Origin of the sequence: Phenylobacterium soli (assembly GCF_003254475.1) — a bacterium.
Classification (GTDB): Bacteria; Pseudomonadota; Alphaproteobacteria; order Caulobacterales; family Caulobacteraceae; genus Phenylobacterium; species Phenylobacterium soli.
Genome location: NZ_QFYQ01000001.1, coordinates 1669162 through 1690889 on the forward strand (window position 1 = coordinate 1669162; position 21728 = coordinate 1690889).

At 70.3% G+C, this 21728-nt stretch carries 33 protein-coding genes; 16 read left to right on the forward strand and 17 right to left on the reverse strand.

Going from position 1 to position 21728, the window contains the following annotated elements:
• Nucleotides 1-16 precede the first annotated feature (16 nt).
• A complete protein-coding gene (gene metH, locus DJ017_RS08285) occupies nt 17-2650 on the forward strand; it encodes a methionine synthase (RefSeq protein ID WP_111528270.1) in 2634 nt (877 codons plus the stop codon).
• 87 nt (nt 2651-2737) lie between these two features.
• Here the strand turns inward: metH and DJ017_RS08290 are convergent, their stop codons facing one another.
• The 3 genes from DJ017_RS08290 to DJ017_RS20070 form a co-directional block, all read right to left on the reverse strand.
• Nucleotides 2738-3160 (reverse strand): VOC family protein, encoded by a 423-nt coding sequence (locus tag DJ017_RS08290; protein WP_111528271.1) that lies wholly within the window; start codon nt 3158-3160, stop codon nt 2738-2740.
• Nucleotides 3161-3256: 96 nt separating this feature from the next.
• Nucleotides 3257-3856 (reverse strand): DUF805 domain-containing protein, encoded by a 600-nt coding sequence (locus DJ017_RS08295; RefSeq protein ID WP_227000073.1) that lies wholly within the window; start codon nt 3854-3856, stop codon nt 3257-3259.
• A gap of 153 nt (nt 3857-4009) precedes the next feature.
• The gene (locus DJ017_RS20070) at nt 4010-4711 is read right to left on the reverse strand and encodes an energy transducer TonB (protein WP_227000074.1); all 702 of its coding nucleotides are present in this window, start codon (nt 4709-4711) and stop codon (nt 4010-4012) included.
• Between the two features lie 79 nt (nt 4712-4790).
• On the opposite strand from DJ017_RS20070, the gene DJ017_RS08305 reads away from it, so the two are divergent.
• Both DJ017_RS08305 and DJ017_RS08310 read left to right on the forward strand, forming a co-directional pair.
• Nucleotides 4791-5615: a thioesterase family protein gene (locus DJ017_RS08305; protein WP_165830571.1), complete on the forward strand. Its 825-nt coding sequence runs from the start codon at nt 4791-4793 to the stop codon at nt 5613-5615.
• Between the two features lie 20 nt (nt 5616-5635).
• Nucleotides 5636-6121: a ribonuclease H gene (locus tag DJ017_RS08310; RefSeq protein WP_133255416.1), complete on the forward strand. Its 486-nt coding sequence runs from the start codon at nt 5636-5638 to the stop codon at nt 6119-6121.
• 18 nt (nt 6122-6139) lie between these two features.
• On the opposite strand, the gene DJ017_RS08315 is transcribed toward DJ017_RS08310, so the two are convergent.
• A complete protein-coding gene (locus tag DJ017_RS08315) occupies nt 6140-7114 on the reverse strand; it encodes an SDR family NAD(P)-dependent oxidoreductase (protein WP_111528274.1) in 975 nt (324 codons plus the stop codon).
• Nucleotides 7115-7205: 91 nt separating this feature from the next.
• On the opposite strand from DJ017_RS08315, the gene DJ017_RS08320 reads away from it, so the two are divergent.
• Nucleotides 7206-7781 carry a TetR/AcrR family transcriptional regulator gene (locus DJ017_RS08320; protein WP_227000075.1) on the forward strand — a complete coding sequence of 192 codons (576 nt, stop codon included), beginning with the start codon at nt 7206-7208 and terminating at the stop codon, nt 7779-7781.
• Here DJ017_RS08320 and DJ017_RS08325 read toward each other — a convergent pair.
• The 4 genes from DJ017_RS08325 to DJ017_RS08340 form a co-directional block, all read right to left on the reverse strand.
• Nucleotides 7778-8179: a helix-turn-helix domain-containing protein gene (locus tag DJ017_RS08325; RefSeq protein WP_111528276.1), complete on the reverse strand. Its 402-nt coding sequence runs from the start codon at nt 8177-8179 to the stop codon at nt 7778-7780. The genes DJ017_RS08320 and DJ017_RS08325 overlap by 4 nt on opposite strands.
• A gap of 130 nt (nt 8180-8309) precedes the next feature.
• The gene (locus tag DJ017_RS08330) at nt 8310-8516 is read right to left on the reverse strand and encodes a hypothetical protein (RefSeq protein ID WP_111528277.1); all 207 of its coding nucleotides are present in this window, start codon (nt 8514-8516) and stop codon (nt 8310-8312) included.
• A gap of 325 nt (nt 8517-8841) precedes the next feature.
• Nucleotides 8842-9837, reverse strand: a complete 996-nt coding sequence (locus DJ017_RS08335; RefSeq protein WP_111528278.1) for a helix-turn-helix domain-containing protein — start codon at nt 9835-9837, stop codon at nt 8842-8844.
• 25 nt (nt 9838-9862) lie between these two features.
• Nucleotides 9863-10774, reverse strand: coding sequence for a helix-turn-helix domain-containing protein (locus DJ017_RS08340; RefSeq protein ID WP_111528279.1), 912 nt, complete (start codon nt 10772-10774; stop codon nt 9863-9865).
• Nucleotides 10775-11077: 303 nt separating this feature from the next.
• Between DJ017_RS08340 and DJ017_RS08345 the strand changes: the two genes are divergently transcribed.
• The 4 genes from DJ017_RS08345 to DJ017_RS08360 all read left to right on the forward strand — a co-directional run bounded on the left by DJ017_RS08345 (nt 11078) and on the right by DJ017_RS08360 (nt 13516).
• The gene (locus tag DJ017_RS08345; RefSeq protein WP_111528280.1) at nt 11078-11278 is read left to right on the forward strand and encodes a hypothetical protein; all 201 of its coding nucleotides are present in this window, start codon (nt 11078-11080) and stop codon (nt 11276-11278) included.
• Nucleotides 11279-11414: 136 nt separating this feature from the next.
• Nucleotides 11415-12335 (forward strand): hypothetical protein, encoded by a 921-nt coding sequence (locus tag DJ017_RS08350; RefSeq protein ID WP_111528281.1) that lies wholly within the window; start codon nt 11415-11417, stop codon nt 12333-12335.
• A complete protein-coding gene (locus tag DJ017_RS08355) occupies nt 12292-12672 on the forward strand; it encodes a phytanoyl-CoA dioxygenase family protein (protein WP_165830572.1) in 381 nt (126 codons plus the stop codon). Before DJ017_RS08350 ends, DJ017_RS08355 begins: the two co-directional genes overlap by 44 nt.
• A gap of 67 nt (nt 12673-12739) precedes the next feature.
• On the forward strand, nt 12740-13516 hold the full coding sequence (locus DJ017_RS08360; RefSeq protein ID WP_111528283.1) for a class I SAM-dependent methyltransferase: 777 nt from the start codon (nt 12740-12742) through the stop codon (nt 13514-13516).
• 132 nt (nt 13517-13648) lie between these two features.
• Here the strand turns inward: DJ017_RS08360 and DJ017_RS08365 are convergent, their stop codons facing one another.
• The 6 genes from DJ017_RS08365 to DJ017_RS08385 all read right to left on the reverse strand — a co-directional run bounded on the left by DJ017_RS08365 (nt 13649) and on the right by DJ017_RS08385 (nt 17067).
• Nucleotides 13649-14614, reverse strand: a complete 966-nt coding sequence (locus DJ017_RS08365; protein WP_111528284.1) for a magnesium and cobalt transport protein CorA — start codon at nt 14612-14614, stop codon at nt 13649-13651.
• 33 nt (nt 14615-14647) lie between these two features.
• A complete protein-coding gene (locus tag DJ017_RS08370; protein ID WP_111528285.1) occupies nt 14648-15388 on the reverse strand; it encodes a sulfite exporter TauE/SafE family protein in 741 nt (246 codons plus the stop codon).
• 94 nt (nt 15389-15482) lie between these two features.
• Nucleotides 15483-15779 (reverse strand): hypothetical protein, encoded by a 297-nt coding sequence (locus DJ017_RS08375; RefSeq protein ID WP_111528286.1) that lies wholly within the window; start codon nt 15777-15779, stop codon nt 15483-15485.
• A gap of 37 nt (nt 15780-15816) precedes the next feature.
• Complete coding sequence (locus tag DJ017_RS08380) at nt 15817-16008, reverse strand: hypothetical protein (protein ID WP_133255417.1); 192 nt, start codon at nt 16006-16008, stop codon at nt 15817-15819.
• 89 nt (nt 16009-16097) lie between these two features.
• The gene (locus tag DJ017_RS20950) at nt 16098-16223 is read right to left on the reverse strand and encodes a hypothetical protein (protein ID WP_264371487.1); all 126 of its coding nucleotides are present in this window, start codon (nt 16221-16223) and stop codon (nt 16098-16100) included.
• Nucleotides 16224-16341: 118 nt separating this feature from the next.
• Entirely contained in the window at nt 16342-17067 is a 726-nt protein-coding gene (locus tag DJ017_RS08385) for a Crp/Fnr family transcriptional regulator (RefSeq protein ID WP_111528288.1), read from the reverse strand.
• An 85-nt stretch (nt 17068-17152) separates the two neighbouring features.
• On the opposite strand from DJ017_RS08385, the gene DJ017_RS08390 reads away from it, so the two are divergent.
• The 7 genes from DJ017_RS08390 (at nt 17153) to DJ017_RS08420 (ending at nt 19973) form a co-directional block, all read left to right on the forward strand.
• Nucleotides 17153-17395: a hypothetical protein gene (locus tag DJ017_RS08390; protein WP_111528289.1), complete on the forward strand. Its 243-nt coding sequence runs from the start codon at nt 17153-17155 to the stop codon at nt 17393-17395.
• 80 nt (nt 17396-17475) lie between these two features.
• Nucleotides 17476-18192 (forward strand): Crp/Fnr family transcriptional regulator, encoded by a 717-nt coding sequence (locus DJ017_RS08395; RefSeq protein ID WP_165830573.1) that lies wholly within the window; start codon nt 17476-17478, stop codon nt 18190-18192.
• 99 nt (nt 18193-18291) lie between these two features.
• Nucleotides 18292-18666, forward strand: coding sequence for a hypothetical protein (locus DJ017_RS08400; RefSeq protein ID WP_111528291.1), 375 nt, complete (start codon nt 18292-18294; stop codon nt 18664-18666).
• Entirely contained in the window at nt 18663-18998 is a 336-nt protein-coding gene (locus DJ017_RS08405; RefSeq protein WP_133255418.1) for a hypothetical protein, read from the forward strand. The genes DJ017_RS08400 and DJ017_RS08405 overlap by 4 nt, the downstream gene beginning before the upstream one ends.
• A 43-nt stretch (nt 18999-19041) precedes the next feature.
• Nucleotides 19042-19290 carry a DUF3297 family protein gene (locus DJ017_RS08410; RefSeq protein WP_111528293.1) on the forward strand — a complete coding sequence of 83 codons (249 nt, stop codon included), beginning with the start codon at nt 19042-19044 and terminating at the stop codon, nt 19288-19290.
• Between the two features lie 128 nt (nt 19291-19418).
• On the forward strand, nt 19419-19631 hold the full coding sequence (locus DJ017_RS08415) for a hypothetical protein (protein ID WP_111528294.1): 213 nt from the start codon (nt 19419-19421) through the stop codon (nt 19629-19631).
• A 42-nt stretch (nt 19632-19673) separates the two neighbouring features.
• Nucleotides 19674-19973, forward strand: coding sequence for an antibiotic biosynthesis monooxygenase family protein (locus DJ017_RS08420; protein WP_111528295.1), 300 nt, complete (start codon nt 19674-19676; stop codon nt 19971-19973).
• Here the strand turns inward: DJ017_RS08420 and DJ017_RS08425 are convergent.
• A complete protein-coding gene (locus DJ017_RS08425) occupies nt 19970-20668 on the reverse strand; it encodes a pirin family protein (RefSeq protein WP_111528296.1) in 699 nt (232 codons plus the stop codon). The genes DJ017_RS08420 and DJ017_RS08425 overlap by 4 nt on opposite strands.
• A 213-nt stretch (nt 20669-20881) precedes the next feature.
• On the opposite strand from DJ017_RS08425, the gene DJ017_RS20320 reads away from it, so the two are divergent.
• Nucleotides 20882-21058, forward strand: a complete 177-nt coding sequence (locus tag DJ017_RS20320) for a hypothetical protein (protein ID WP_165830574.1) — start codon at nt 20882-20884, stop codon at nt 21056-21058.
• A gap of 17 nt (nt 21059-21075) precedes the next feature.
• Here DJ017_RS20320 and DJ017_RS08430 read toward each other — a convergent pair whose 3' ends face one another.
• Nucleotides 21076-21360: a hypothetical protein gene (locus tag DJ017_RS08430; RefSeq protein WP_111528297.1), complete on the reverse strand. Its 285-nt coding sequence runs from the start codon at nt 21358-21360 to the stop codon at nt 21076-21078.
• A gap of 92 nt (nt 21361-21452) precedes the next feature.
• Nucleotides 21453-21632 (reverse strand): hypothetical protein, encoded by a 180-nt coding sequence (locus DJ017_RS20325; protein ID WP_165830575.1) that lies wholly within the window; start codon nt 21630-21632, stop codon nt 21453-21455.
• Nucleotides 21633-21728: the final 96 nt, after the last annotated feature.

Below are 21728 nucleotides of genomic sequence, written 5' to 3' on the forward strand. Positions count from 1 at the left end.
CAAGTAGTAGAGCTGAATGCGCCCCATCTTCGTGAACATCGGCGAGCGGACGAACGTCACGGGCTCGGCCAAATTCCGCAAGCTGATCGCCGAAGGGAACTACACCGAGGCGCTCAGCGTAGCGCGCCAGCAGGTGGACGCCGGCGCCCAGGTCATCGACGTCAACATGGACGAGGGCCTGCTGGATTCGGTGGCCGCCATGCGGACCTTCCTGAACCTGCTGGCCGCCGAGCCCGATATCGCCCGCGTGCCGGTGATGGTCGACTCATCCAAGTGGGAGGTGATCGAGGCCGGCCTGAAGTGCGTGCAGGGCAAGGCGATCGTCAATTCGATCAGCCTGAAGGAAGGCGAGGCCAAGTTCGTCGAGCAGGCCAGGGCCTGCCTGCGCTATGGCGCGGCCGTGGTGGTCATGGCCTTCGACGAGCAGGGCCAGGCCGACACCGCCAGGCGCAAGGTCGAGATCTGCCGGCGCGCCTACCAGATCCTGGTCGAGCGGGTCGGCTTCCCGCCCGAGGACATCATCTTCGATCCCAACATCTTCGCCATCGCCACCGGCATTGAGGAGCACGACAACTACGCCGTCGACTTCATCGAGGCGACGCGGGCCGTCAAGGCCGAGCTGCCGCACGCGCGGGTCTCGGGCGGGGTGTCGAACGTCAGCTTCTCGTTCCGCGGCAACGAGCCGGTGCGGCGGGCGATCCACTCGGTGTTCCTCTACCACGCGATCAACGCCGGCATGGACATGGGCATCGTCAACGCCGGGGATCTGCCGGTCTATGACGACATCCCCGAGGAGCTGCGCGAGGCGGTCGAGGACGTGGTGCTGAACCGGCCCGGCCGGGACGGCGTCTCCCCCACAGAGCGGCTGCTGGAGCTGGCGCCCAAGTACAAGGGCGGCAAGGGCGAGACCAAGGGGCCGGACCTGACCTGGCGCGAGCAGCCGGTGGAGAAGCGGCTGACCCACGCCCTGGTCAACGGCATCACCGAGTACATCGAGGCCGACACCGAGGAGGCGCGGGCCAAGGCCGAGCGGCCGCTGCACGTCATCGAAGGCCCGCTGATGGACGGCATGAACGTGGTCGGCGACCTGTTCGGCGCGGGCAAGATGTTCCTGCCGCAGGTGGTCAAGTCGGCCCGGGTGATGAAGCAGGCGGTGAACTACCTGCTGCCGTTCATGGAGGCCGAGAAGGAAGGCAAGCCGCGCGAGAGCGCCGGCAAGATCCTGATGGCGACCGTCAAGGGCGACGTCCACGACATCGGCAAGAACATCGTCGGCGTGGTCCTGCAGTGCAACAACTACGAGGTCATCGACCTCGGCGTCATGGTCCCGGCCGACCGCATCCTCGACGAGGCCGAGAAGAACAAGGTCGACATCGTCGGCCTCTCGGGCCTGATCACCCCCTCGCTCGACGAGATGGCCTTCGTGGCCGGCGAGATGGAGCGGCGGGGCTTCTCCATGCCGCTGATGATCGGCGGGGCCACGACCTCCAAGACCCACACGGCGGTGAAGATCGCCCCGCAGTACAAGGCCGGCCCCACCGTCTATGTGCTCGACGCCAGCCGGGCGGTGGGCGTGGTCTCCAACCTCCTCTCGCCGACCGAGAAGACCAGGTTCCTGGCCGACACCGCGGCCGACTACCAGAAGGTCCGCGAGCAGTTCGCGCGCGGCCAGGGCACGCGGGCGCGGGCGAGTCTCCAGGAGGCGCGGGACAAGGCCTTCGCGGTGGACTGGGCGGCCTACGATCCGCCGAAGCCCAGCTTCCTCGGCACGCGCGCCTTCGCGCCCTACGACCTCAACGAGATCGCGCGCCACATCGACTGGACGCCGTTCTTCGCGAGCTGGGAGCTGGTCGGCCGCTATCCGGCGATCCTCGAGGACGAGGTGGTCGGCCAGGCCGCGCGCGACCTCTTCCGCGACGCGGAGAACATGCTCGGCCGGATGATCCAGGAGAACCTCCTGGAGGCGCGCGGGGTGGTCGGCTTCTGGCCGGCCAACGCCGAGGGCGACGACATCGTGCTCTACACCGACGAGCGCCGCACGACCGAGCTCGCCCGGCTGCACACCCTGCGCCAGCAGATGGTCAAGGAGGGCGCCAACACCGCGCTCGCGGACTTCGTCGCGCCAGTGGGGACCAAGCCCGACTGGGTGGGCGGCTTCGCGGTGACCAGCGGCCACGGCGAGAGCGCGCTCGCCGCCGAATACCGGGCCAAGGGCGACGACTATTCGGCGATCCTCTCCCAGGCTGTCGCCGACCGCCTGGCCGAAGCCTTCGCCGAAGCCCTGCACCGCAAGGTGCGCACGGAACTCTGGGGCTATGCGCCGGACGAGGCCTTCGACCTCGACATCCTGATCGGCGAAAAGTATCGCGGCATCCGCCCGGCGCCCGGCTATCCGGCCCAGCCGGACCACACCGAGAAGCGGACCCTGTTCCGCCTGCTGGACGCCACGCCGGCGACGGGAATCGAGCTCACCGAGAGCCTCGCCATGACCCCGCCCTCGTCGGTCAGCGGCCTCTACTTCGCCCATCCCGAGGCGCACTACTTCGGGGTCGGCAAGATCGATAGGGATCAGGTGGAGGACTACGCCCGGCGCAAGGGTTGGAGCGTGGAAGAGGCGGAGCGCTGGCTGGCGCCGATCCTGGCGTATTGAGGCAAGGCTGACTCAGAGGAGACGCCGGACTGTCCTCACCTCTGCCAGGGCTTAGGTGGGTGACGTGCGGCGTCGCCGGGCCGAGGCTCAGCGCTTGACGCTGACCAGCTCGATCTCGTGGCCGTCGGGATCGAGGATGAAGGCGACACGGAGCGCGCCGGCGTCGAACGGCTCGCGGTGGGCCCTGGCGCCTTCCTGGACCGCATGGGCGAAGGCGGCGTCGACGTCGCGGACGTAGAAGCCGACCGGGCCGTGGGCGTGGCCGAGCGTCAGCCGGCGGCCGTCCTTGTGGTGGTAGAGGATGAGGTTGGCGCCGCCCTGCTGGCCGGCCTTGCCGAGGATCTTCTCGACCATGTCGGCGGTCTCCACCGTCTGGGCGACGACGAGGCCCAGGACGCGGGCGTAGAAGTCCACGGCCGCGTCGAGGTCGGCGACGATCAGCTTGGTGAAGGCGAAGGTCGCGGACGGCGCCGCGCTCTGCGCGATGGGCGTCGTTGTGGTTTCGGACATGCTGCTTCCTTTCGGCGCTCTGCGGGGACCGCCGGCAGGCTGTCAGTTGCATCGGGCGAGGTCCACCCTCGCTTCGTCAGCGTGTCACGCGCCGTCTCACTCCGCGGGTGGGCCGCCGAACCGGTTCGGGTTTGGGGCGGTGGCGCCGATGAGCTGGAGGACCAGCAGTCCCAGGCTGACTATATAGAGCAGGTTGGCGCCGAAGAGCAGGACGAAGCCTTTCGGCGGCGCGCCCGGGCTCGCAGCCATGGTCGCGAAAACGCTGGGCGTGATGCTCATGCCGATGACGAGGAAGGCGAGCGGCGGGAGGGCCCAGATCCCGCTGCGGCCGCGATCGTGCAGCCGTCGCGTGACCGCGGCTGACAGCAGCAGCACCGCCAACCCGACCGGAAGGGCCATCAGGTGGAGAAGCCGGGGAAAGTCCGGCATCAGCTCGGGGTGTTGGCCATGGATCTGGATCGAATAGCTGGTGGGGGTCCGGGTGATGGTGGCCTGGTCCGGGTGCGCGAGGGCGAACTGCTGCATCCGCTCGAATGAGTCCGCGATCACCGGCGCCGCCAGGGCGAAGGTGGCGATGAAAGTCACGAGCAGAATGAAGACGGCGTAGACCCAGAACGTCTCGCGTGAATCGCGGCCCGCGAAGCGGGTCAGGTTTCGCAGCGCATAGGCGATGCGCTGGAACATGGCTTTGCTCATGGATGCTCCCCCGAACCGGCCGAAGGTAACCGCTCGGGCGAGCGGCGCAACCGGGGCGGGAGGGGGCGGCCCCCGCGCTTGACGGCGCTCGGTACCGGGCCCGGCGAACAGGACTGCCAAGGGCAAGGAACCTGCAGCGGCCAAGTGAGGCGCCTAGCGCCACGCAATGCGGAAGTGGAACGGAATGCGGATGCGGGCGCCGGCCGGGATCGGGCGGCCATCGCTCAGCACCGGCTTCAGCCGCCAGCTGGAGATCACCGCGAGGGCGCTTTCCCTGAAGCCCCAGCCGTAGGGCGTGCTGACGATGCTGCGGCAGCCGGTCAGGGCGCCGTTGGCCGCGACGTCGCAGTCGGCCACCACATAGCCTTCCAGCGGCGCGTTGGCGGCGGCCGCGGGATAGTGGTCGCTGAGCCGCGTGCCGACAGCGCGGTAGGCCCAGTCATCCTGCTTCGGGCGCAGGCGGCCGGCGTCAGTCTCCTTGAGGCTGAAGACGAACGGGATCACGGCGTCTTTGGCCGCGTCCTTGCCGAGCGGGGCCTGGGCGAGGCGGGGCGTCAGGGCGAGGGCCGCCGCGCCGAATCCCTGGCCGGCGGGGCTCTCTTCCACGAGATCGCAGTTGGCGAAATCGCCGCTCTGCAGGGCGTCGCAGCGGACGACGGCCGAGCCTTCGACGCCGGCCCTGCGGGCCGCTTCGGGGTAGAGAGCGGCGGCCGTGCCGGGCTTGGGTGTCTCTTCGCGACTGGCGGGCACGCCGACGAGTTGGACGTTGATGGCGGTGCGCAGGTCCCCCGCATGGGCTTGGCCGGCGACGAGCATGAGCGCGAGCGTCGCGGCTGATGTGCGCAGGGGTTGCATCCGGCGACAGTGCCTGCGGCAAGCTGGGCTGTCGAGCGCCTCTTCCGTTACCTTGCGGCGAGCGGCTAGAGAGCGCCGCATGGAGACGACGATTTCGCATGCGATGCCGCTTCGGGCCGAGGGGCCGGGGCGCTGGATCACCACGGCCGGGCCGGAGTGGGAGAACCCGGGCGGGGGCCTTTGGGGCGGCTATCCGATCGGGCTGACGGTGCGGGTGCTGGAGGCCGAAGCCGAGGCGGTGGGCGAGCCGGTGTGCCTGACCCTGACCTATGTGGACCGGCTGCCGGTGGGCGAGCTTTCGGTGCGCACGCGGCGCATGCGGCAGGGCGGCTCGGTGGGCGTGTGGCAGGTGGACATCGGCCCGGCCGGCTCGGACGAGGTGAGCGTGCATGCGGTGGCCACCCTGGCGCGGCGCCCGCCGACGCCGGACTTCGCCTTCGCCGAGATGCCGCTTCTGGCCGACCCGGAGACCCTGCCGGCGCCGGAGAGCCCTGGTGGGCGGCGCCACTTCGGCGCCCAGGCCTTCGAGCGGCGGACGACGGAGAGCTTCCCGATCCCGCCGGGCGGGGATTCGTTCTCCCTGGCCTGGGTGCGGCCGCGGATCGCGCCCTGGGACAAGGCGCTGATCGGCATGGTGACCGACAATTCGCCGCCGCGGGCGTTCTACGCCCTGGGCTCCGGCGTGATGACCACGACCCTGTCGCTGACGGTCTATCTGCACGCCACGGCGGCCGAGATCGCGGCGGCCGGCGACGACTACATCCTCATCGAGTGCGAGGGCCGGGTGGGCGGCGGCGGCGCCTCGGACGAGCGCTCCAGCTACTGGCGGCGCGACGGCAAGCTGCTGGCGACCAGCGAGCAACTCGTCTGGTACCGGGAGCGGCGGCCGCAGGTGCCGGAATAGGGGTGGCCCAGGAGGATCCCGTGGCCGAGCCGGTCCGCATCTGGCTGGGGGTTTCGCACCATGCGGCGTTCCGCGTCGCGGGCTGGGCCGTGGTGCGGGCCGACGAGGCCGGGGTGAGCGGCTTCGCAGGCGGCGAGCGGCGGCTGGACGCCGAGCGCGGCGCGCTGCTGGCGCTGCTGGCGGCGCTCAAGGACCTGCCGGCGGGGCGGTCGGTCGTGCTGACGACCAGCGACGCGATTGTCGCCGGGTTTCCGGCGCGCATGGCGGCGGCGCAGGCGGGCGGCGAGGCGCCGGCCGACAACCTCGACCTGTGGGCGGCGCTCTCGACGGCCCTCGCAGCGCGTGAGGTCAAGATCGTGCAGGCGGCCGCAGCACCCGGAACGCCCCCCGGGACGCCTTTAGCCTTCGCCGCGGCCTGGGCCGAGTTCGGCCGCGAGCGGGCGAAGGACAAGGGCCCGTTCACGGCGTCCATCCCGAAGCCCAACCTGGCGAAGGCGGGCGTGTAGGGGCGGGCGGTTTGGCCGCTAGAAGGTCTCGCCGACCATCTTTTCGCTGAGCGCCCAGAGGGCCTTGGCGCGGTCCGGATCGACGGCATAGGCGCGCACGCCGTCGCGGCCGGCCGAGACATTGTCGACCACCTCCGCCACGTGGCAGTCCTCGCAGTAGTGGCCGCCGACGACGTCGGCCGGGGCCACGACGGCGGCCCAGACCGAGGTCGCCGCGCCCTGGGGCACGGTCTTCCACTCGAAGGCGCCGCCGCTGGCGGCCTGGGCGGCGGTGACGTTGGCCAGCATCTGCGCGCGCAGCTCGTCGGTCATGTGGCGGCCGAGCTCGGTCTGGATGCCGCCCGGGTGGATGGCCGTGGCGCGCACGCCGTGGCCCTTGTGGCGGCGGTCGAATTCGACGGCGAAGAGGACATTGGCGGTCTTGGCCCGGCCGTAGGCGGCGAAGGGCTCGTAAGGGGTGCGCTCGAAGCCCGGATCCTCGAGGTTGACGTCTGAGAAGCGGTGCCCGGCGGAGGCCAGGCTGACGACGCGCCCCCCCGCGCGGATCAGCGGGGCGATGCGGTTGACGAACACGAAGTGGCCGAGGTGATTGGTGCCGAACTGGGTCTCGAAGCCGTCGGCGGTCTTGCCGAACGGCGTGGCCATGACGCCGGCGTTGCAGATGACGACGTCGAACGGCCGGCCGTCGGCCAGCAGGGCGTCGGCGCAGGCGCGGACGCTCGTCAGGTCGGCGAGGTCGAGGGCGATCAGCTCCAGCGACCCGCCGTTCCTCGCATCGCGCCGGACGGCTTCGGTGGCGGCGCGGGCCTTGTCGAGGTCGCGGGCGGCGCCGACGATCTCGGCCCCATGCGCGGCGAGGGCGCGGGCGGTCTCGACGCCGAGGCCGGCGGAGACGCCGGTGATGAGGATGCGCGTGCCGGCGAGGTCGCGGCCGGCGAGGACGTCGTCGGTGGTCGACTTGGCGCCAAGCGGCGCGGCGGTGGTCTCGCTCATGACAGGCTCCGGGGTTGCGGCTATAAGAAGTGGAGGTTGCCTCCGGATAAATACGGAGGTCGCCTCCGTTTTGCAAGTGCAGGGTCGTGACGTGAGCGAAAGGGCGCGCAAGCCGCGGGCGGACAGCCTGCGCAACCGCGAGCAGCTTCTGGAGGCGGCCAAGGCGGCGTTCGGCGCGGACGGCGCTGACGTGGCCCTGGAGGAGATCGCGCGGCGGGCCGGCGTCGGCATCGGCACGCTCTACCGGCATTTCCCGACGCGCGACGCGCTGATGGCGGCGGTCTACCGGCGCGAAGTGGAGCAGCTCTCGGCCTCGGCCGAGCGGCTGCTGGCCGAGCGGTCGGCGAAGGGCGGAGCTGGGGCGGCGCTGGAGGCCTGGCTGCACCTGCTGGTCGACTACATGGCCACCAAGCGGGTGATCGCCCCGGCCCTGCAGGCCGGCGGCGAGGAGGGCGCGCAGGCCTATGCCTCGGCGGGGCCGGCGCTGTCGGGGGCGATGGAGCGGCTGGTGCAGGCGGCGCGGGCGGCCGGCGACATCCGCCCCGAAATCTCGCCGCAGGACCTCTACCGGATGCTGATGGGGGTGGCGTTCGGCTACGACCAGCCGGGCTGGGAGGCGAGCGCCCGCCGGCTGATCGGCGTGATCATGGCGGGGCTGAAGCCCTAACCGCCGTCGCGGACGCAGGCGCGGACGAGGTCGAGCACGGCCCGGCGCGCGCCCGGCCGCCGCACGCGCGGGAAGCAGTCGGCGAGATCGATGCCCTCGGGCGTCAGCAGGAAGGCGCGGGCCGAGGTCAGCACCTGGTCGGCGGCGGCGGGCTCCGCATCGTGCTCGCCCGGGAAGAAGGCGGCCGGATGCGTCTTCAGGACCCGGGCGATGTCCCAGAGCATCGAGGCGCTGACCCGGTTGGCCCCGCGCTCGTATTTCTGGACCTGCTGGAAGGTGACGCCGATCGCCTCCGCCAGGCGCTCCTGGCTGACCTGAAGCGCCTTGCGCCGCAGCCGGATCTGCAGACCCACGTGACGGTCCACAGCGTGCGCCTCGCCGTCCTCTCCATCCGCCATGTCGCAGCCCCCCGCGCGGCGCCCAGCGAGCGAAAGCGAGCGCCGTAACAATCGAGAGTAGAGGTGGGGGCGGAGCGGCGGAACCGCGTTCCCTACTCAAATCGAGGAGCCGGGCGAAGAATCCCCTGCGTCAGGCGGGCAGGGTCGCCCGCGCCGGGACGCGGGCGGCGATCTCCACCACATGCCCGGGCCCGGTGATCTGGATCCGCTCGCACTCCGGCATCTGCGCCAGCATGTTCAGCCCGCCAAGGCAGGCCGCCTCGATCGAACCGGCGACGAGGTAGAGCACCAGCGGCTCGCGCAGCGCCGCGCCGTACCCCGAGATCTTGAAACGCATGGGTGAAAAAGTTCGCCTAAAAGGAGATTGGCCAGCCGCCGTCCCAATCGTTCGAAACGCCGTTCTCTGCAAGGGGATTCGAGGAGAAAACGTCTCAAATCGGGGCGGCGCCGGCGTTTTGGGCGCATATTTATTTCGCCCTATACGCGAAAAGCGCGCGCGTCGCGCCGTTGAGGACCTCATCGGTGATCGGCGATCACCTGCGAATGCTATGGTCGCGGCCCGCGCCGGACCACGGACTGCCGCGGGCGCCGAGGTCGAATGCACCCAGGGCGGGCGTACCTAATGTTCCAGGTTCGCAGATGTTCGCAAGACGTTCCGTCGATTACCCATTTTGGGGAATTCGCCTGGCCGCCTCTGTTCTCGGATTGAGCTGGTCCCAGACCTCCAGCACCCCGAGCTGGGCGAGCCCGGCGAACATACGGTGCAGGTTGGTCAGGTTGTCGACCATGAACTGGATGAGCTGGCCGCCGGCCAGGGCGTCGGCCGGCACGACGAAGCCGGAGGGCAGGCGGCGCACGAAGCCGCGGTTCACCAGGCTCATGACGTGGCGGCGCGTGGTCTCGGGCGGCAGGCCGACGCGCTCGGCCAGGGCGTTGATGCGGATCGGCCGGCGCAGGCCGTCGTCCACGAAGTCGCGCGCCTGGACGCCGTCGGCGCCGCGAACGTCGTCGGACAGTCCCTCGACGTTGGCGCAGAAGATGGCCAGCACGACGAAGCCTTCGGCGAGGTCGCCGATCGACTGCAGCAGCGCCTCGATCACCCGCAGCACGTAGTCGGAGGCGAGGCGCGCGGTGGCGCGGACCGGCGCCTGGGCGGCGGCGAGGCCGACGGTGGGGCCGGGGAGCTGGGTCAAGAGGTCGAGGTCGCGCAGCTCGTAGTAGAAGACGCGCAGCCGCTCGTAGGCCTTGAAGGCGTTCTGCAGGTACTCCTGCGAGACCAGGATCTCGGTGGGGACGATGACCCCGCCCTCGACGATCTGGCACAGGCCCTGATCCACCAGCCCCTTGATGCGCCGGCGGGCGGTTTCGAAGGGCATGTTGAGCGAGCTGGCGATGGCGTTGATGCTGACCGGGCGGCGCAACTCGTCCGGCGGCGCCTCGTCGGCCGCGCCGAACGCCACCTGCAGGTCGGCCCGGCGGCTGATCGAGGAGACGTTGGCCTGGACGATGGTGGCCATCAGCAGGGTGTCGAGCAGATGCCGGCCGTCGCGCGCGACGCCGATGACGTCGAGCACGTAGCGGACCGCCAGGCGGTTGACGATCCGGGCGTCGGCCACGGACGCCTTGGATCCGAATACCTTCAGGCCATCCATGGACATGGCGGCGGCTCCGGGTTCCGGTCCATCAGCCCGGCGACGGCTGGCCGGGCAGGCCGAGCCGCTCCCAGGCTTCGATAAGGCCGCGCTCGGCGAGGGCGGTGAACAGGCGCTGGAGATTGATGGCGTTGTCGCGGAACAGGGCCCTCATCTCGGGCCGGGCGAGGATCTCCTCGCTGACGGTGAAGCCGCGGCCGGCGCGCACGCACCAGCCGAGGTTGGCGAGCTCGGCCAGATGTCGGCGAACGGTCTCGTGCGGCATGCCGATCCGGCGCGCCAGCACGGCGGTGAGGCTGACCGGGGGCGGCAGGGTGTCGCCCGCGCTGAGCAGGCCGAACAGGGCGAGGCCCGAGATCACGTCGCCGGTGAGCCCCATCAGGAGCTCGGTGGTGCGCAGGAGGTAGTCGGAGATCAGCCGCAGCGAGGCGCGGATCGGCACCGTCGGCTCCGGCGGGTAGCGCGACGGCGGCAGCGGCTCCATCAGCCCGGCGGCGCGCACGTCCTGGTAAAAGCGGTGGAGCCGCAGGTGGGCGACGACCACGGACTGCAGATAGGCGGGGGAGGCGAGGAAGCTCTCCGGCACGATCGGGCCCTGGGGCGTCAGGGCGCAAACACCCAGCTCCTCCAGGCGCCGGGTGCGGCGGCGGACCGTTTCGTAGGGCAGGTTCAGGCTGGCGGCGATGGCGCTCAGCGACACCGGACGCCGCTCCTCGTCGGGGGCGGGCGATTCCAGTCCGCCGTAGCGCTGGCGCGCCTCCGGGTCGCGCGTCAGAGGGGCGATGTTGGCCTGGTTGATGGCCAGCACCAGCAGCGAATCGCGGGTGTCCATGCCGGCGATCCCGGTCCGCGCCTGATCCAGCATGAAGGCGCCGCTGAGCGGGATGAGCGCCCGCTCGCGGAGCTCCACCATGCGGTCGGGTGGGGTCAGGGTGTCGGCCACGTCGTCTCCCGCAACGCCCAGGGGCTTCAAGCGCTACCATTCACCATGATGGATTGACCACCCTACGTGCGAACGACGCTCTTGGATGAGGCGTACTTGGCACATCTGACGGCGTGGCGGATTGATCCAGCGCATTCCCGCCTCCAAGACCCAAAGTGGGGAACATGGTGTCGGGGAGCCGCTTTTCCACAGCCGCGTGGGGCCTGCGTCATCCCGTCATCTGCGCCGCTCCGAACGGCTCTGGCTTTGTGCGCCCGAGGGCGGCACACACCTTAGGCTAGACATCCGGATTGGGGGGGCGACGTGCCCGAAGCGACCTACGTGGCGTTCGTATCGAAGCGCCAGCGCGCCAAGCTGCGCACGGTTCTGCAGACCGAGGACATGGGCGAACTGACCTGGCGCGAGAAGAAGCGCCTGTTCGGCTCGGAATTCTATTTCTCCGGCCCGCCGACCCTGGCGCGCCAGGCGCACGCCTATGTGACCAAGTGGCTGTCCACCAACTGACGGGCCGGTGAGGCGGCGGGCTCGGATTCCGCCGGCGCGCGTTGCTTGACCTTGGGTCAAGGGCGGAGACTTCCACCCTGACAGCCTCCGGCGACCCGCGCGGCAGATCGCGAGCGTGGAGGCGGGAGGATCGTCCATGATCACGCTGCCGCATCACTGCGAGTACCTGTCCGACGCCTGGATCGACGAGGCGCGGCGCTTCCTCGAGGCCGAGGTCGCGCGGCGCAAGGACGCCCTGGCCGGGCGGCCGTTCTCGTTGAGCGAGGGCTTCGACGAGGCCCCGCCGCACCTTGGGCTGCCGGACAACCGCGCCGCCTGGCACATGATCTGGGACGGCGAGAGGCTGACGGTCGGCCGCGGCTTCAAGGCCGACGCGGACCTGCGCATGGAGGGCGAGTACCAGGCGGCGCTGAGCGCGGCCCAGTACGTCGGCGTGCTGGCGCCGGGCGGCCGCGAGCACATGCTGCGCGAGCTGAAGGCGCTGTTCGGCAAGGACGCGGTGAAGGCCAAGGGCCGGCTGGACAACCCGGCGGTCGGCGAGATGTTGGACCTGCTGCACGACCACATGGGCCGGCGCACGGTGGAGAACCCCGACCTGGCGCACCGCGCCCGGCGCCTGGGCATCGCCAGCAAGATCCGCGAGATGGAGGAGGAGAGCTACACGGTGCTGGAGCGGGCGATCTCGCCCGAGTTCGCCGACGAGGTCCGCGAGGCGACGCTGCGGGCGCTGCTGCCGCACCAGACCGGCGGTCTCAACTGGATGCTCTATCACGGGCGCGAGTTCGAGCAGCTGATCCAGAACCCGCTGCTGATGACCCTGGTCGACGCCTCGCTGGGGCGCGGGGCGGTGATCGCCTCGTTCTCCTCGATCAAGCGGGGGCCGGGGCCCGGGACGATCCCGATCCACACCGACTACGCCCACGTGCCCGAGCCCTATCCGGAGTTCGCCCTGACCGGCGTCGGGGTCTGGGCGCTGGAGGACTGGACGGTGGCGTCCGGCCCCGACCTGGATCGTGCCTGGGACCCACAAGCTGCGGCGCGCGCCGAAGAAGGGTGAGGGCCACAACGGCGGCGTTCCCATCGAGATGCCCAAGGGCTCGGTGGTGTTCTTCACCCACGGCGTCTGGCACTGGCAGGGCGACCGCACCGAGCCCAGCGACCGGGTGACCCTGCACGCCCACTTCAACCGCGGCATCCTGCGCAGCCTGGAGCCGAAGAAGACCGACGTGCAGATGCTGCACCGGAATGCGCCCCGGCTCGGCGAGATGCTCGGCGAGGACGACTGGTTCGACAAGATGAGCGCCCAGGGCCGCGACTACGGCCGCTTCGCCTACATGGCAAAGCTGCGGGCTTTCACCGACCAGCGGAAGCGGGAGATCCTGGAGGGCGCCTGAGGCTCTCGGCAGGCGGCGCGAGGCGGTGCTAGGCTTCCCTCCAAGAGGACGAAGAGGGAGGCTTTCCATGACCCGCAGACACCTGACGGCGGCGCTCGCCGCGATGACCATCGGTGCGACGACCGGCGGACTGGGCTTGGGCGGCGCCGGCGCGATCGCCGCCGCGCCGAAGGTCCCGGCCAATATCACGGCCGCCCTGGCCGACAAGGCGCGGCCGGAGGCCGATGTGAAGCGCGACGCCGCGCGCCATCCCGGCGAACTGCTGGCCTGGGCCGGGGTGAAGAGCGGCGACAAGGCCGTCGATTTCATCATGGGCGGCGGCTACTTCACCCGCATCCTGTCGGCGGCGGTGGGGCCCAAGGGGCATGTCTGGGCCTATCAGCCGAGCGAGTTCATCAAGTTCCGCGCCGCCTATGGCGAGGAGCAGAAGACCGTCGCGGGGGCCTATGCGAACGTGACGCCGATCACCGCGCCGTTCGGCGAGCTGAAGCTGCCCGACGGGGTGGACCTGGTGCTGACGGTGCAGAACTACCACGACCTGCACCTCAAGCCGTTCCCCGCCGACAACGCGGCCAAGCTGAACGCCGAGATCTTCCGCGCCCTGAAGCCCGGCGGGACCTATGTGGTGGTCGACCATGTCGGCCCGGCCGAGGAGGGCACGCCCGACAAGCTGCACCGCATCGACCCGGCGCAGGTGAAGAAGGAGGTCGAGGCGGCCGGCTTCAAATTCGTCGGCGAGACCGACCTGCTGCGCGCCAAGGACGATCCGCACACCGCCAACGTCTTCGACCCCTCGATCCGCGGGAAGACGGACCAGTTCGCGATGAAGTTCCGCAAGCCTTAGAGACGATCCTCTTCCACAGGGGGAGGTGGCTGCAGGCCGGAGGAGGTCGGGAGGCAGGGCGTGCGACGCTCGTGGGCTTCGACCCCCTCAGTCGCTTCGCGACAGCTCCCCCTGAAGGGGAGCATCGGACGCCTACAGCCAGTCGGATTTCCTGAAGCGCCAGAAGAGGACGGCGCAGAGGACGACGATCAGGCCGAGCACGTAGGCGTAGCCGAGGCGCCAGTGGAGCTCGGGCATGAACTCGAAGTTCATGCCGTAGATGCCAGCGATGGCGGTGGGCACGGCGAGGATCGCGGCCCAGGCCGCGAGCTTGCGGGTGATGACGCCCTGGCGCTGCTGCTCCAGGAGGTTGGAGACCTCGAACACCTGCGAGAGGACGTCGCGCAGGCCGTCCACCAGGCTGGAGGTGCGGCGCACGTGGTCGGCCACGTCGCGGAAGTAAGGCCGCACCTCGGGATCGATGGCCGGCAGCTCCAGATGCTCGAGCCGGCTCGCCATCTCCTCCATGGGCGCCAGGATGCGGCGGAAGCGGACGAGCTGGCGGCGCAGCATGAAGATGCGGCGGATGTCGGCCCGGGCGAGGAAGGCGTCGAGGGTGCGCGCCTCCATCTGCAGCACCTCCTCCTCGATCTCCTGGACGATGGGCTGGTAGCCATCGACGATGAAGTCGAGCACGGCGTGGAGCACATAGTCGGGGCCGTGGCGGAGCAGGGCCGGCGCGGCCTCCATCTGCGCGCGCAGGGCGGTGTGGGCGCGGGCCGAGCCGTGGCGCACGGTGACGATGTAGGCGACGCCCATGAAGACGTGCGTCTCGCCATAGTGGATGTGGTCGCCGTCGAGCTCGGCGGTGCGGGCGACAACGAACAGCTCGTCGCCATAGACCTCGACCTTGGGCAGCTGGTGGGCGTTGAGCGCGTCCTCCACCGCCAGCGGATGGAGGTGGAAGTGGGTCGCGAGGAGACGAAGCTCCTCCATGTCCGGGTCGCAGAGCCCGATCCAGACGAACTCGCCGGGCCCGAGCGCCAGGCCCTGCTCGCTGAGCTGGGCCTCGCGGACGCGCTCGCCGTCCTTGTAGACGTAGGCCGCGACGACGGTCATGGGCTGGCGCTCTCCGAACTCTAGCCCCGCACCCTAGCCTCTCTGGCGCAGGAAGAGGCCGATGGTAAGGGCGATCCCGAGAAGCACAACGAAGCCGCGGATGATCCGCTCGTCGACCCGTTTGAGGGCGAGCGCGCCGAGGTAGCCGCCGGCCATCGCCCCGGCGGCGACGACACCCACCCGCAGCCACGGGATGCCGGGGGTGAACAGGAAGATGGCCACCGCCGCGGCGTTCATGATCGAGGCCAGGACGTTCTTGGTCGAGCCGGCCTGGCGCACGGCCAGTCCCGCCGCGGTGAGCGCCGCCAGCATCAGGAAACCGATGCCGCCGCCGAAGTAGCCGCCGTAGACCGAGATCATGAACTGGATGACGCCGGCCGAGGCGCGGCTGAGCCGCGGGCCGTGCTCGGTGGGTTTGCGGAAGAAGCTCCCGTAGGCGAAGAGCCCGGTGGCGAAGAGAACGAGCCAGGGCACCAAGTGCGCGAAGAAGGACGAGGGCGTCAGCAGCAGCAGCACAGCGCCCACCGCCCCGCCCGCCAGGCTGATCGCCACCAACGCCTTGAACGACAGGCCCGCCACGCCGCTGACCAGCTTGCGGCCGACCCAGCCGGTGGTGACCTGGCCCGGGAACAGGGCGAGGGTCGAGGCGATGTTGGCGGCCCGCGCGTCGAGCCCGGAGAGGATCAGCGCCGGCAGGGTCACGAAGGAGCCGCCGCCGGCCAGGGCGTTCTGGGCGCCGGCCCAGACGGCGACGCCGAAGAGCAGGAAGAGCATGGCTGGGCTGTACCGTTCCGCGGCGTCGGTGGCCAGAGAAGAGGCGGGCAAGAGGCGGGGAAGAGGCGCGGAAGAGGCGCGGAAGAGGCGTGCCTCACGCCTTGGGCTGGCGGCGCCAGACGAGCGAGCGCGAGGATTTGCGGGTGTCGCTGAACGAGCGGTGCTCGCCGCTGACCACGTCGGGATGGGCGAGGGACATGGGCTTGTCGACGAGCCGGGTCAGGCGGCGCTCGGCGCGGATCAGCCAGGCCTCCGCCTCCTCGATCAGCCGGGTGCGCTCGTCCTCGTCGGTCACCGCGCCGGCCCGGGCGAAGGCGCGGTCGGCCTCGGCCAGGCAGCGCCGGACCTCGTCGAAGCGGGGATCTCGCGGATCGGAAGCGTCGGAGACCATGCAGGCGAAACGAGCGCAGCCGCCCGCCGGTTCAGGCCTAGCGCGTCACACTAAAGAGAGAGGTCCCGTCGACGCGCACCTCGACCGACACGAGGTCCTCGCGATCGAGCAATTCCCGCGCCTTCTGCATCGCCTCCTCGGTGGAGTCGCAGGCGTAGACGTGAACGCGCTTCTGACCCTCCTTGTTTTCGAGCTGGAGCTCGTACACCCGGTGCATACCGGTCTTCATGGCGGGGCGTCGCTCTGCCCGCCTTGAGGAGGATCAACGAATACACTGCGCGGCGAGGTTGTCCGACCTGCCGGCTTGAGGCGCCCGCTTCAGGCGTCGCGGTGGGCGACGGTGAACAGGGTGTAGGCGGTCGTCAGCGCCAGCCAGGCGCTCACGAACGGGTGGGTCGCGGCAAAGTCGCCCGCGCCCGAAAGAATGGCTGACAGTCTGATCATGCGGGTCTCCAGAAGCGGGAGATCCGTCCCTCGAAGGACGAGTATCGTCGACAAGTCTTCACCGTCCCCGAACGAGCGGGGTTAACGGCGAGGTGACCTTCGTCCGGGTTCGAAGCGCTCAGCGCAGGAGGTGGAGGTAGCTGGGGTTGAAGCCGGCGAGCGACTCGAGGCCTGCGACGTCGAGGATGCGGAGGCGCCCGGACCGCCATTTGATGAGGCCCGCCTCGCGCAGGTCCTGGACGATGCGGTTCACGTGGACGGCGGAAAGGCCGACGGTGTCGGCGAGGTCGGCCTGGGTCAGGGGGAAGTCCATTTCGCCGTCCTCGGCGAGGCCCGTGGCGCGAAGGCGAGCGAGGAGTTCGCAGAACAGGTGCGCTATCCGCTGCTCGCCCGGGCGGCGGCCGAGGTTGACCAGCCACTCGCGCAGGATCGCCGCGTCCACCAGGGTGGCCCACCAGAAGGCGCGGGCCAGGGCCGGGTGGCGGTCGGTGATCTCTTCCATGCCGTTGCGCGGCAGGAGCGCCAGGCGCGAGGGGCTGAGGGTCGCGACCGCGTGGTCCATGGCCCCGAGGACGGCGACGTGGAGGTCGCAGAAGTCGCCGGGGGTCAGCCAGGCCATGATCTGGCGGCCGCCGTCCGGCAGGGTCTTGTAGCGGCAGGCGAAGCCGGAAAGCACCACGTGGACATGGGGCGGGCAGTCGCCCTCGCGCACCAGCTCGGCGTGGGCTGGGAGCTCGATGGCTTGCGCGGTTAGGGCCTCGAGCACGGCGCGGTCTTCGGCCCTCAGCGCGGTGGCGTGCTGAAGCTTGGCGATGACAGGATTGCGCACCCGGATCTCACTCATCGGGGCGCATCTTAAACCATGTTATAGGCGCCATACTCACTTTCGGGCCTCGCGCGTTAGGGCGGTGGGCCACGGACATGAGTGCATGAGACTGACTCTGCAGCCTGTGCTGGTTCAGACCGGCGAGGAGGGGCAGGGCCTTCTCGCCTTCAGGAACGGATGGCTGGTCGCCGTGCTCGTCCAGCTCTCGGAGATCCACGGCGATCAGGCTGGACACTGGTTCCTGGAGAAGGGCTTCGGCGTTCTCGATGGGCCGCAGCCTCCGGTTTTTCCTGACGTGCAGGTCGCTGAGCGGTGGATCGCCGAGCGGCTCGATGGCAGCGCTTAGGCGGCGGCTGCATGAAATGGGGGGCAAGACTTAACCTAGTTTATTCGTCAACAGCGCGACCCGTGGTTTTCGAGGGTCGAATGCTGATCCGACTTGCCGAGAACCTGAGTCTCTACGGCGCCTTGACCGAGGAGGATCGGCGAGCGGTCGGGGCCCTGCCGGCGGCGATGCGACGCTTCCCGGCCGGCGAAGACATCGTCATCGAAGGTGACGCGCCGGCGCAGTGCCGGGTGCTGATCTCCGGCCAGGCGTTCCGCCACCGGACCCTGCCCGACGGGCGGCGACAGATCATGTCGTTCCACGCCCAGGGCGAGATCTGCGACATCGAGGGCCTGCTGCTCAGCATGGACCATACGGTGACCGCCCTGTCGCCCTGCGAGGTGGCCTTCGTGCCGCACGTCGCCCTCGAGACCTTGCTGGAGGCGCATCCGAACGTGATGCGCGCGCTGTGGCGGGCGAGCCTGATCGATGGGGCGATCTTCCGCGAGTGGATGCTGGGCATGGGCCGGCGCACAGCCAAGGCGCGCATCGCGCACCTGTTCTGCGAGGTGTTCACCCGCATGCGCATGGCCGGCCTGGTGGAAAAGAACCGCTGCCGGTTCCCGGTCACCCAGACCCACCTCAGCGACGCCCTGGGTCTCTCGGTGGTGCACACCAACCGTGTCCTGCAGGAGCTGCGCGGCGAGGGGCTGATCGCCTTCCGCGGCGGCGAACTGGCGGTCCTTAACTGGGCGGGCTTGCAGGCGGCCGGCGAATTCGACCCCAGCTATCTGCACCTGGGCGCGTCGCGCCGCTAGGCGCCTGGATCAAAGCGCCAAGCTTCGCGTTGAACCATGGTCGAGCTCGCTCTTTGGGGAAGCGGGCCGGCGTCCTCAAATCTCGCCCGGACGGCCGCCATGACCGCGTCGCTCTCGAAGGCCTTCACCTCTCCCCTTGTCGGACAGGCCGCCACCGGCGTGGCTGTGGCGCTGGCTGTCGCCCTGGCGGTGGTCAGCGCGCGGGACGCACGCCGCGAGGCCGAACTGCGCGGCCAGCTCGCCAGCCTGACCGAGGCCAGCGCCCGCGCCAGCCAGACCTGGCGCGCCGAGCTCGCCGGCTGCCACACCGAGGCGGCGCGGCGGTCGCCGGCCGAAGGCGCGATCACCCGCGTCATCCAGCCCGGCGAGGACATGGCCACACGGCTCGCGAGCCAGGGGCCCGCCGGAATCGACGTCTGCGCCCGGATGGAGGCGGCCGACGCCGCGGTGCTGGCGAGCCTGGGCAATCGATGAGACGGCGAACGATCCCGGCGGCGGCGATGGCGGGGCTGGCGCTCGCCGGCTGCGCCGCCGTGGCGCGGCCGCCGCCGTTGCTGGCCGCCGCGCCGCCGCCGCCGCTTCCGCCGCCGGCCGCGCCGCGGGAGGTGATCGTCAGGGTTCCGACGCCGGTGCGATCGGCCTGCGTGCCGCGCAACCTGCCGCCGCCGCCGAAATACCCCGACACGCCTGCCGCCCTGCGGGCCGCCGGCGGGGCCGCCGACCGCTACCAGCTGATCGCCGCGGGCCGGATCCTGCGCGCCAAGCGGCTCGCCCTGCTGGAGCGGGTGATCGAGGGTTGCCGCTGAGCACGCTTGAAAGCGGGCGCGGGCGGCGGTAGGGGCGCATCCCATGACCGACACCCCGCCCGACCGCCTCTCCGTCGATCCCAGCAGCCCCTACTATGACGCCGACGCCCTGGCGCGCGGCGTGGGCGTGCGCTTCAAGGGCCAGGAGAAGACCAATGTCGACGAATACTGTGTCTCGGAAGGCTGGGTGCGGGTGGTGGCCGGCAACGCCAAGGACCGCCGGGGCCAGCCGCTGACGCTGAAACTGCAGGGTCCGGTGGAGCCCTATTTCCGAAACGGCGAGGCGGAGTAGGCGGGTTCGCCTGCGCGCTTGCGCCGCAGAGGGTGCGACGCGCCGACATAGCGGCTTGACCGGTCCGACGGTGACAGAACACCACTTGGACGAGCGCCGTTCGTCCAGAACGGGTTGGGACGAACCGAATGACCGATTTCACCGTCGTGGCGCGCCACGGGCTCTGGATGCTCGTGGACGACGAGGACGACGCCGAGCTCGGCGCCTACGCCAGCCAGGCCGAGGCGCTGAAGGCGGCTGGCGACCACGCCCGGGTCGACCAGGAGCCGCGCCACGTGTTGATCCAGGATCCGGGCGGCGACTGGGACGAAGAGCTGGTGGAGCCGGCGCCGCTGCACTGACACTGGATTGACCACACCCGCGGCTGCGCCTCTGGTGGCGCGATGATCGCGATCTTGTGGAGATACGCCGCGGCGCCGGGGGCCGAGGCCCGCTTCGCCGAAGTCTACGGCCCGAAGGGCGACTGGGCGCGACTGTTCGGCCGCGCCCCGGGCTATGTGCGCACCGAGCTGCTGCGCGGCGCGGACGGCGGCTTCGCCACCCTCGATTACTGGGATGGGCCGGAGAGTTTCGAGGCCTTCAAGGCCGCGTTCGGCGAGGCCTACGCCGAGCTGGACGCCCGCTGCGAGGCGCTCACCGAACGCGAGGAGAAGGTCGGGGTGTTCGAGGTCGTCGGCGGCTAGGCGGCGTCGACCAGCACCACCTCGGCGTCTTCGAGGGCGGTGACGGTCAGCCCCGTCTCGCCGGTGATCGCCGCCCCGTCACGAGCGTCGAGCCGCACGCCGTTGACCTCCACCGCACCGACGGCCGGCACCAGATAGGCGTGGCGGTCGGACGCGAGGGCGTAGGTGGCGCTCTCGCCGGCCCGGATGGTCGCGCCGAGCACGCGGGCGTCGGTGCGGATCGGCAGGGCGTCCTCGTCGCCGGCCATGCCGGAGGCGAGCGTCACGAACCGGCCGGCGCGGTCATCCTTGGGGAACGGCTTGGCCCCCCAGGTCGGCGCGCCGCCGCGGGCGGTGGGCTCGATCCAGATCTGGAAGATCCGGGTGGTCTCGGGCTCGAGGTTGTACTCGGCGTGGCGGATGCCGGAGCCGGCGCTCATCACCTGCACGTCGCCGGCGGCGGTGCGGCCCTGGTTGCCGAGGCTGTCCTGATGGGTGATCGCCCCCTGCCGGACATAGGTGATGATCTCCATGTCGGCGTGCGGATGGGGCGGGAAGCCGCTGCGCGAGGCGATCTCGTCGTCGTTCCAGACGCGCAGGGATCCCCAGCTCATGCGCTTGGGATCGTAGTAGTTGGCGAACGAGAAGTGGTGCTTGGCCTTGAGCCAGCCGTGGTCGGCGCCGCCGAGGCCGTCGAAGGGTCGTCTTTCGATCATGGAAGGTCTCCTCGCCAGCCAAGATAGGGCGGCGAAACGCGAAACAAAGGCGTCGCGGCGGAGGAGATTGTTTCCGGATCGGAATGAGTGGCGCGGGCCGCCGATCATTTGGCGGTGCTGCGACATCAGGTAGCGGGCCTGCGAAAACACGCGCCCTTGTTGTGTTAACCGCATTCACCTAGTGCAGCGCTTCCTCACGCGGCGCAGGGCGGCATGAAGTACGAAGTCATCGAGAACAGCGGCGAGTGGATCGTGGAATCCGAAGGGGTCGAACTCGCCCGCTTCGGCGACCAGACCGCCGCCCTGGACCACGTGGCCGGTCGCTTGCGCGAGGCCGAACCGGGCCAGGACGCCGTGTCTCTGCGCGTCCGCTATCAGGCGCGCGGGTAGGGCCGTCGTAGGGTCGTTCAGGCCCGCATTTCGAAATAGGCCACGCCGCTGCCGGAAGAGTGGCCCAGCATGGTGATCCGGTAAGTGGCGCCGCTCTCGAGGGTGAGCTCGCCGTCGCCGTCGCGGAAGACCTGTTCGGCGACCTCGGGGGTGGACGTCAGCGAGCCTCTCAGGCGCGAGGGGCCGGGACGGAGCGTCGTGGGCTCGCCCTGGATCTGGTAGTCCACCTGACCACGATAGCCGCGGCACTTGAGCTCGCCGGCGCCCAGGTTGGCGGGAAGCTGTTTCCGGATGCGCGCCATCCGATTTCCTTTTTTTGGTTTGGAAGCTGTCCTCCCATAACGGCCGAGGCGCAGGTTCGATCCCGCGCCGGACGAGCGACCGGACCGTCGCGCTAGTCCGGACGGCGACGCAGGCGCAGGACGCAGGTGGGGCCTTCCCAGACCTCGACGGCGTGGAAGCGCTGCAGGTGGGAATGGGCGATCTCGCGCATGCGCGCCCGTTCGCTCGGCGGGAGACGCTCGGCGAACGCAGGCTCACCGGCCTCGTTCAGCCCGTACAGCAACAGATCCAAGGCGCGTCCCCCGTGAGCGCCGACCCTAGGCGCCCGGGGGAGGTCGGTCTGCCCGAGACCCGACATAGCGGCGCAGCGTCAAATGATGCGATTGCG

What these genes read in the sequence shown, in the direction of transcription:
- DJ017_RS08305 (WP_165830571.1), top strand. Translation starts at nt 4,791, where the DNA reads ATGGAGACGACGATTTCGCATGCGATGCCGCTTCGGGCCGAGGGGCCG.
- DJ017_RS08400 (WP_111528291.1), top strand. Translation starts at nt 18,292, where the DNA reads ATGACCGCGTCGCTCTCGAAGGCCTTCACCTCTCCCCTTGTCGGACAG.
- DJ017_RS08365 (WP_111528284.1), bottom strand. Translation starts at nt 14,614, where the DNA reads ATGACCGTCGTCGCGGCCTACGTCTACAAGGACGGCGAGCGCGTCCGC.
- DJ017_RS08410 (WP_111528293.1), top strand. Translation starts at nt 19,042, where the DNA reads ATGACCGACACCCCGCCCGACCGCCTCTCCGTCGATCCCAGCAGCCCC.
- DJ017_RS08330 (WP_111528277.1), bottom strand. Translation starts at nt 8,516, where the DNA reads ATGCGTTTCAAGATCTCGGGGTACGGCGCGGCGCTGCGCGAGCCGCTG.
- DJ017_RS08415 (WP_111528294.1), top strand. Translation starts at nt 19,419, where the DNA reads ATGACCGATTTCACCGTCGTGGCGCGCCACGGGCTCTGGATGCTCGTG.
- DJ017_RS08395 (WP_165830573.1), top strand. Translation starts at nt 17,476, where the DNA reads ATGCTGATCCGACTTGCCGAGAACCTGAGTCTCTACGGCGCCTTGACC.
- DJ017_RS08370 (WP_111528285.1), bottom strand. Translation starts at nt 15,388, where the DNA reads ATGCTCTTCCTGCTCTTCGGCGTCGCCGTCTGGGCCGGCGCCCAGAAC.
- DJ017_RS08350 (WP_111528281.1), top strand. Translation starts at nt 11,415, where the DNA reads ATGATCACGCTGCCGCATCACTGCGAGTACCTGTCCGACGCCTGGATC.
- DJ017_RS08405 (WP_133255418.1), top strand. Translation starts at nt 18,663, where the DNA reads ATGAGACGGCGAACGATCCCGGCGGCGGCGATGGCGGGGCTGGCGCTC.
- DJ017_RS08385 (WP_111528288.1), bottom strand. Translation starts at nt 17,067, where the DNA reads ATGAGTGAGATCCGGGTGCGCAATCCTGTCATCGCCAAGCTTCAGCAC.
- DJ017_RS08380 (WP_133255417.1), bottom strand. Translation starts at nt 16,008, where the DNA reads ATGAAGACCGGTATGCACCGGGTGTACGAGCTCCAGCTCGAAAACAAG.
- DJ017_RS08390 (WP_111528289.1), top strand. Translation starts at nt 17,153, where the DNA reads ATGAGACTGACTCTGCAGCCTGTGCTGGTTCAGACCGGCGAGGAGGGG.
- DJ017_RS08325 (WP_111528276.1), bottom strand. Translation starts at nt 8,179, where the DNA reads ATGGCGGATGGAGAGGACGGCGAGGCGCACGCTGTGGACCGTCACGTG.
- metH (WP_111528270.1), top strand. Translation starts at nt 17, where the DNA reads ATGCGCCCCATCTTCGTGAACATCGGCGAGCGGACGAACGTCACGGGC.
- DJ017_RS08375 (WP_111528286.1), bottom strand. Translation starts at nt 15,779, where the DNA reads ATGGTCTCCGACGCTTCCGATCCGCGAGATCCCCGCTTCGACGAGGTC.
- DJ017_RS08425 (WP_111528296.1), bottom strand. Translation starts at nt 20,668, where the DNA reads ATGATCGAAAGACGACCCTTCGACGGCCTCGGCGGCGCCGACCACGGC.
- DJ017_RS08295 (WP_227000073.1), bottom strand. Translation starts at nt 3,856, where the DNA reads ATGAGCAAAGCCATGTTCCAGCGCATCGCCTATGCGCTGCGAAACCTG.
- DJ017_RS08315 (WP_111528274.1), bottom strand. Translation starts at nt 7,114, where the DNA reads ATGAGCGAGACCACCGCCGCGCCGCTTGGCGCCAAGTCGACCACCGAC.
- DJ017_RS08360 (WP_111528283.1), top strand. Translation starts at nt 12,740, where the DNA reads ATGACCCGCAGACACCTGACGGCGGCGCTCGCCGCGATGACCATCGGT.
- DJ017_RS08290 (WP_111528271.1), bottom strand. Translation starts at nt 3,160, where the DNA reads ATGTCCGAAACCACAACGACGCCCATCGCGCAGAGCGCGGCGCCGTCC.
- DJ017_RS20070 (WP_227000074.1), bottom strand. Translation starts at nt 4,711, where the DNA reads ATGCAACCCCTGCGCACATCAGCCGCGACGCTCGCGCTCATGCTCGTC.
- DJ017_RS20320 (WP_165830574.1), top strand. Translation starts at nt 20,882, where the DNA reads ATGAAGTACGAAGTCATCGAGAACAGCGGCGAGTGGATCGTGGAATCC.
- DJ017_RS08430 (WP_111528297.1), bottom strand. Translation starts at nt 21,360, where the DNA reads ATGGCGCGCATCCGGAAACAGCTTCCCGCCAACCTGGGCGCCGGCGAG.
- DJ017_RS08420 (WP_111528295.1), top strand. Translation starts at nt 19,674, where the DNA reads ATGATCGCGATCTTGTGGAGATACGCCGCGGCGCCGGGGGCCGAGGCC.
- DJ017_RS08335 (WP_111528278.1), bottom strand. Translation starts at nt 9,837, where the DNA reads ATGTCCATGGATGGCCTGAAGGTATTCGGATCCAAGGCGTCCGTGGCC.
- DJ017_RS20950 (WP_264371487.1), bottom strand. Translation starts at nt 16,223, where the DNA reads ATGATCAGACTGTCAGCCATTCTTTCGGGCGCGGGCGACTTTGCCGCG.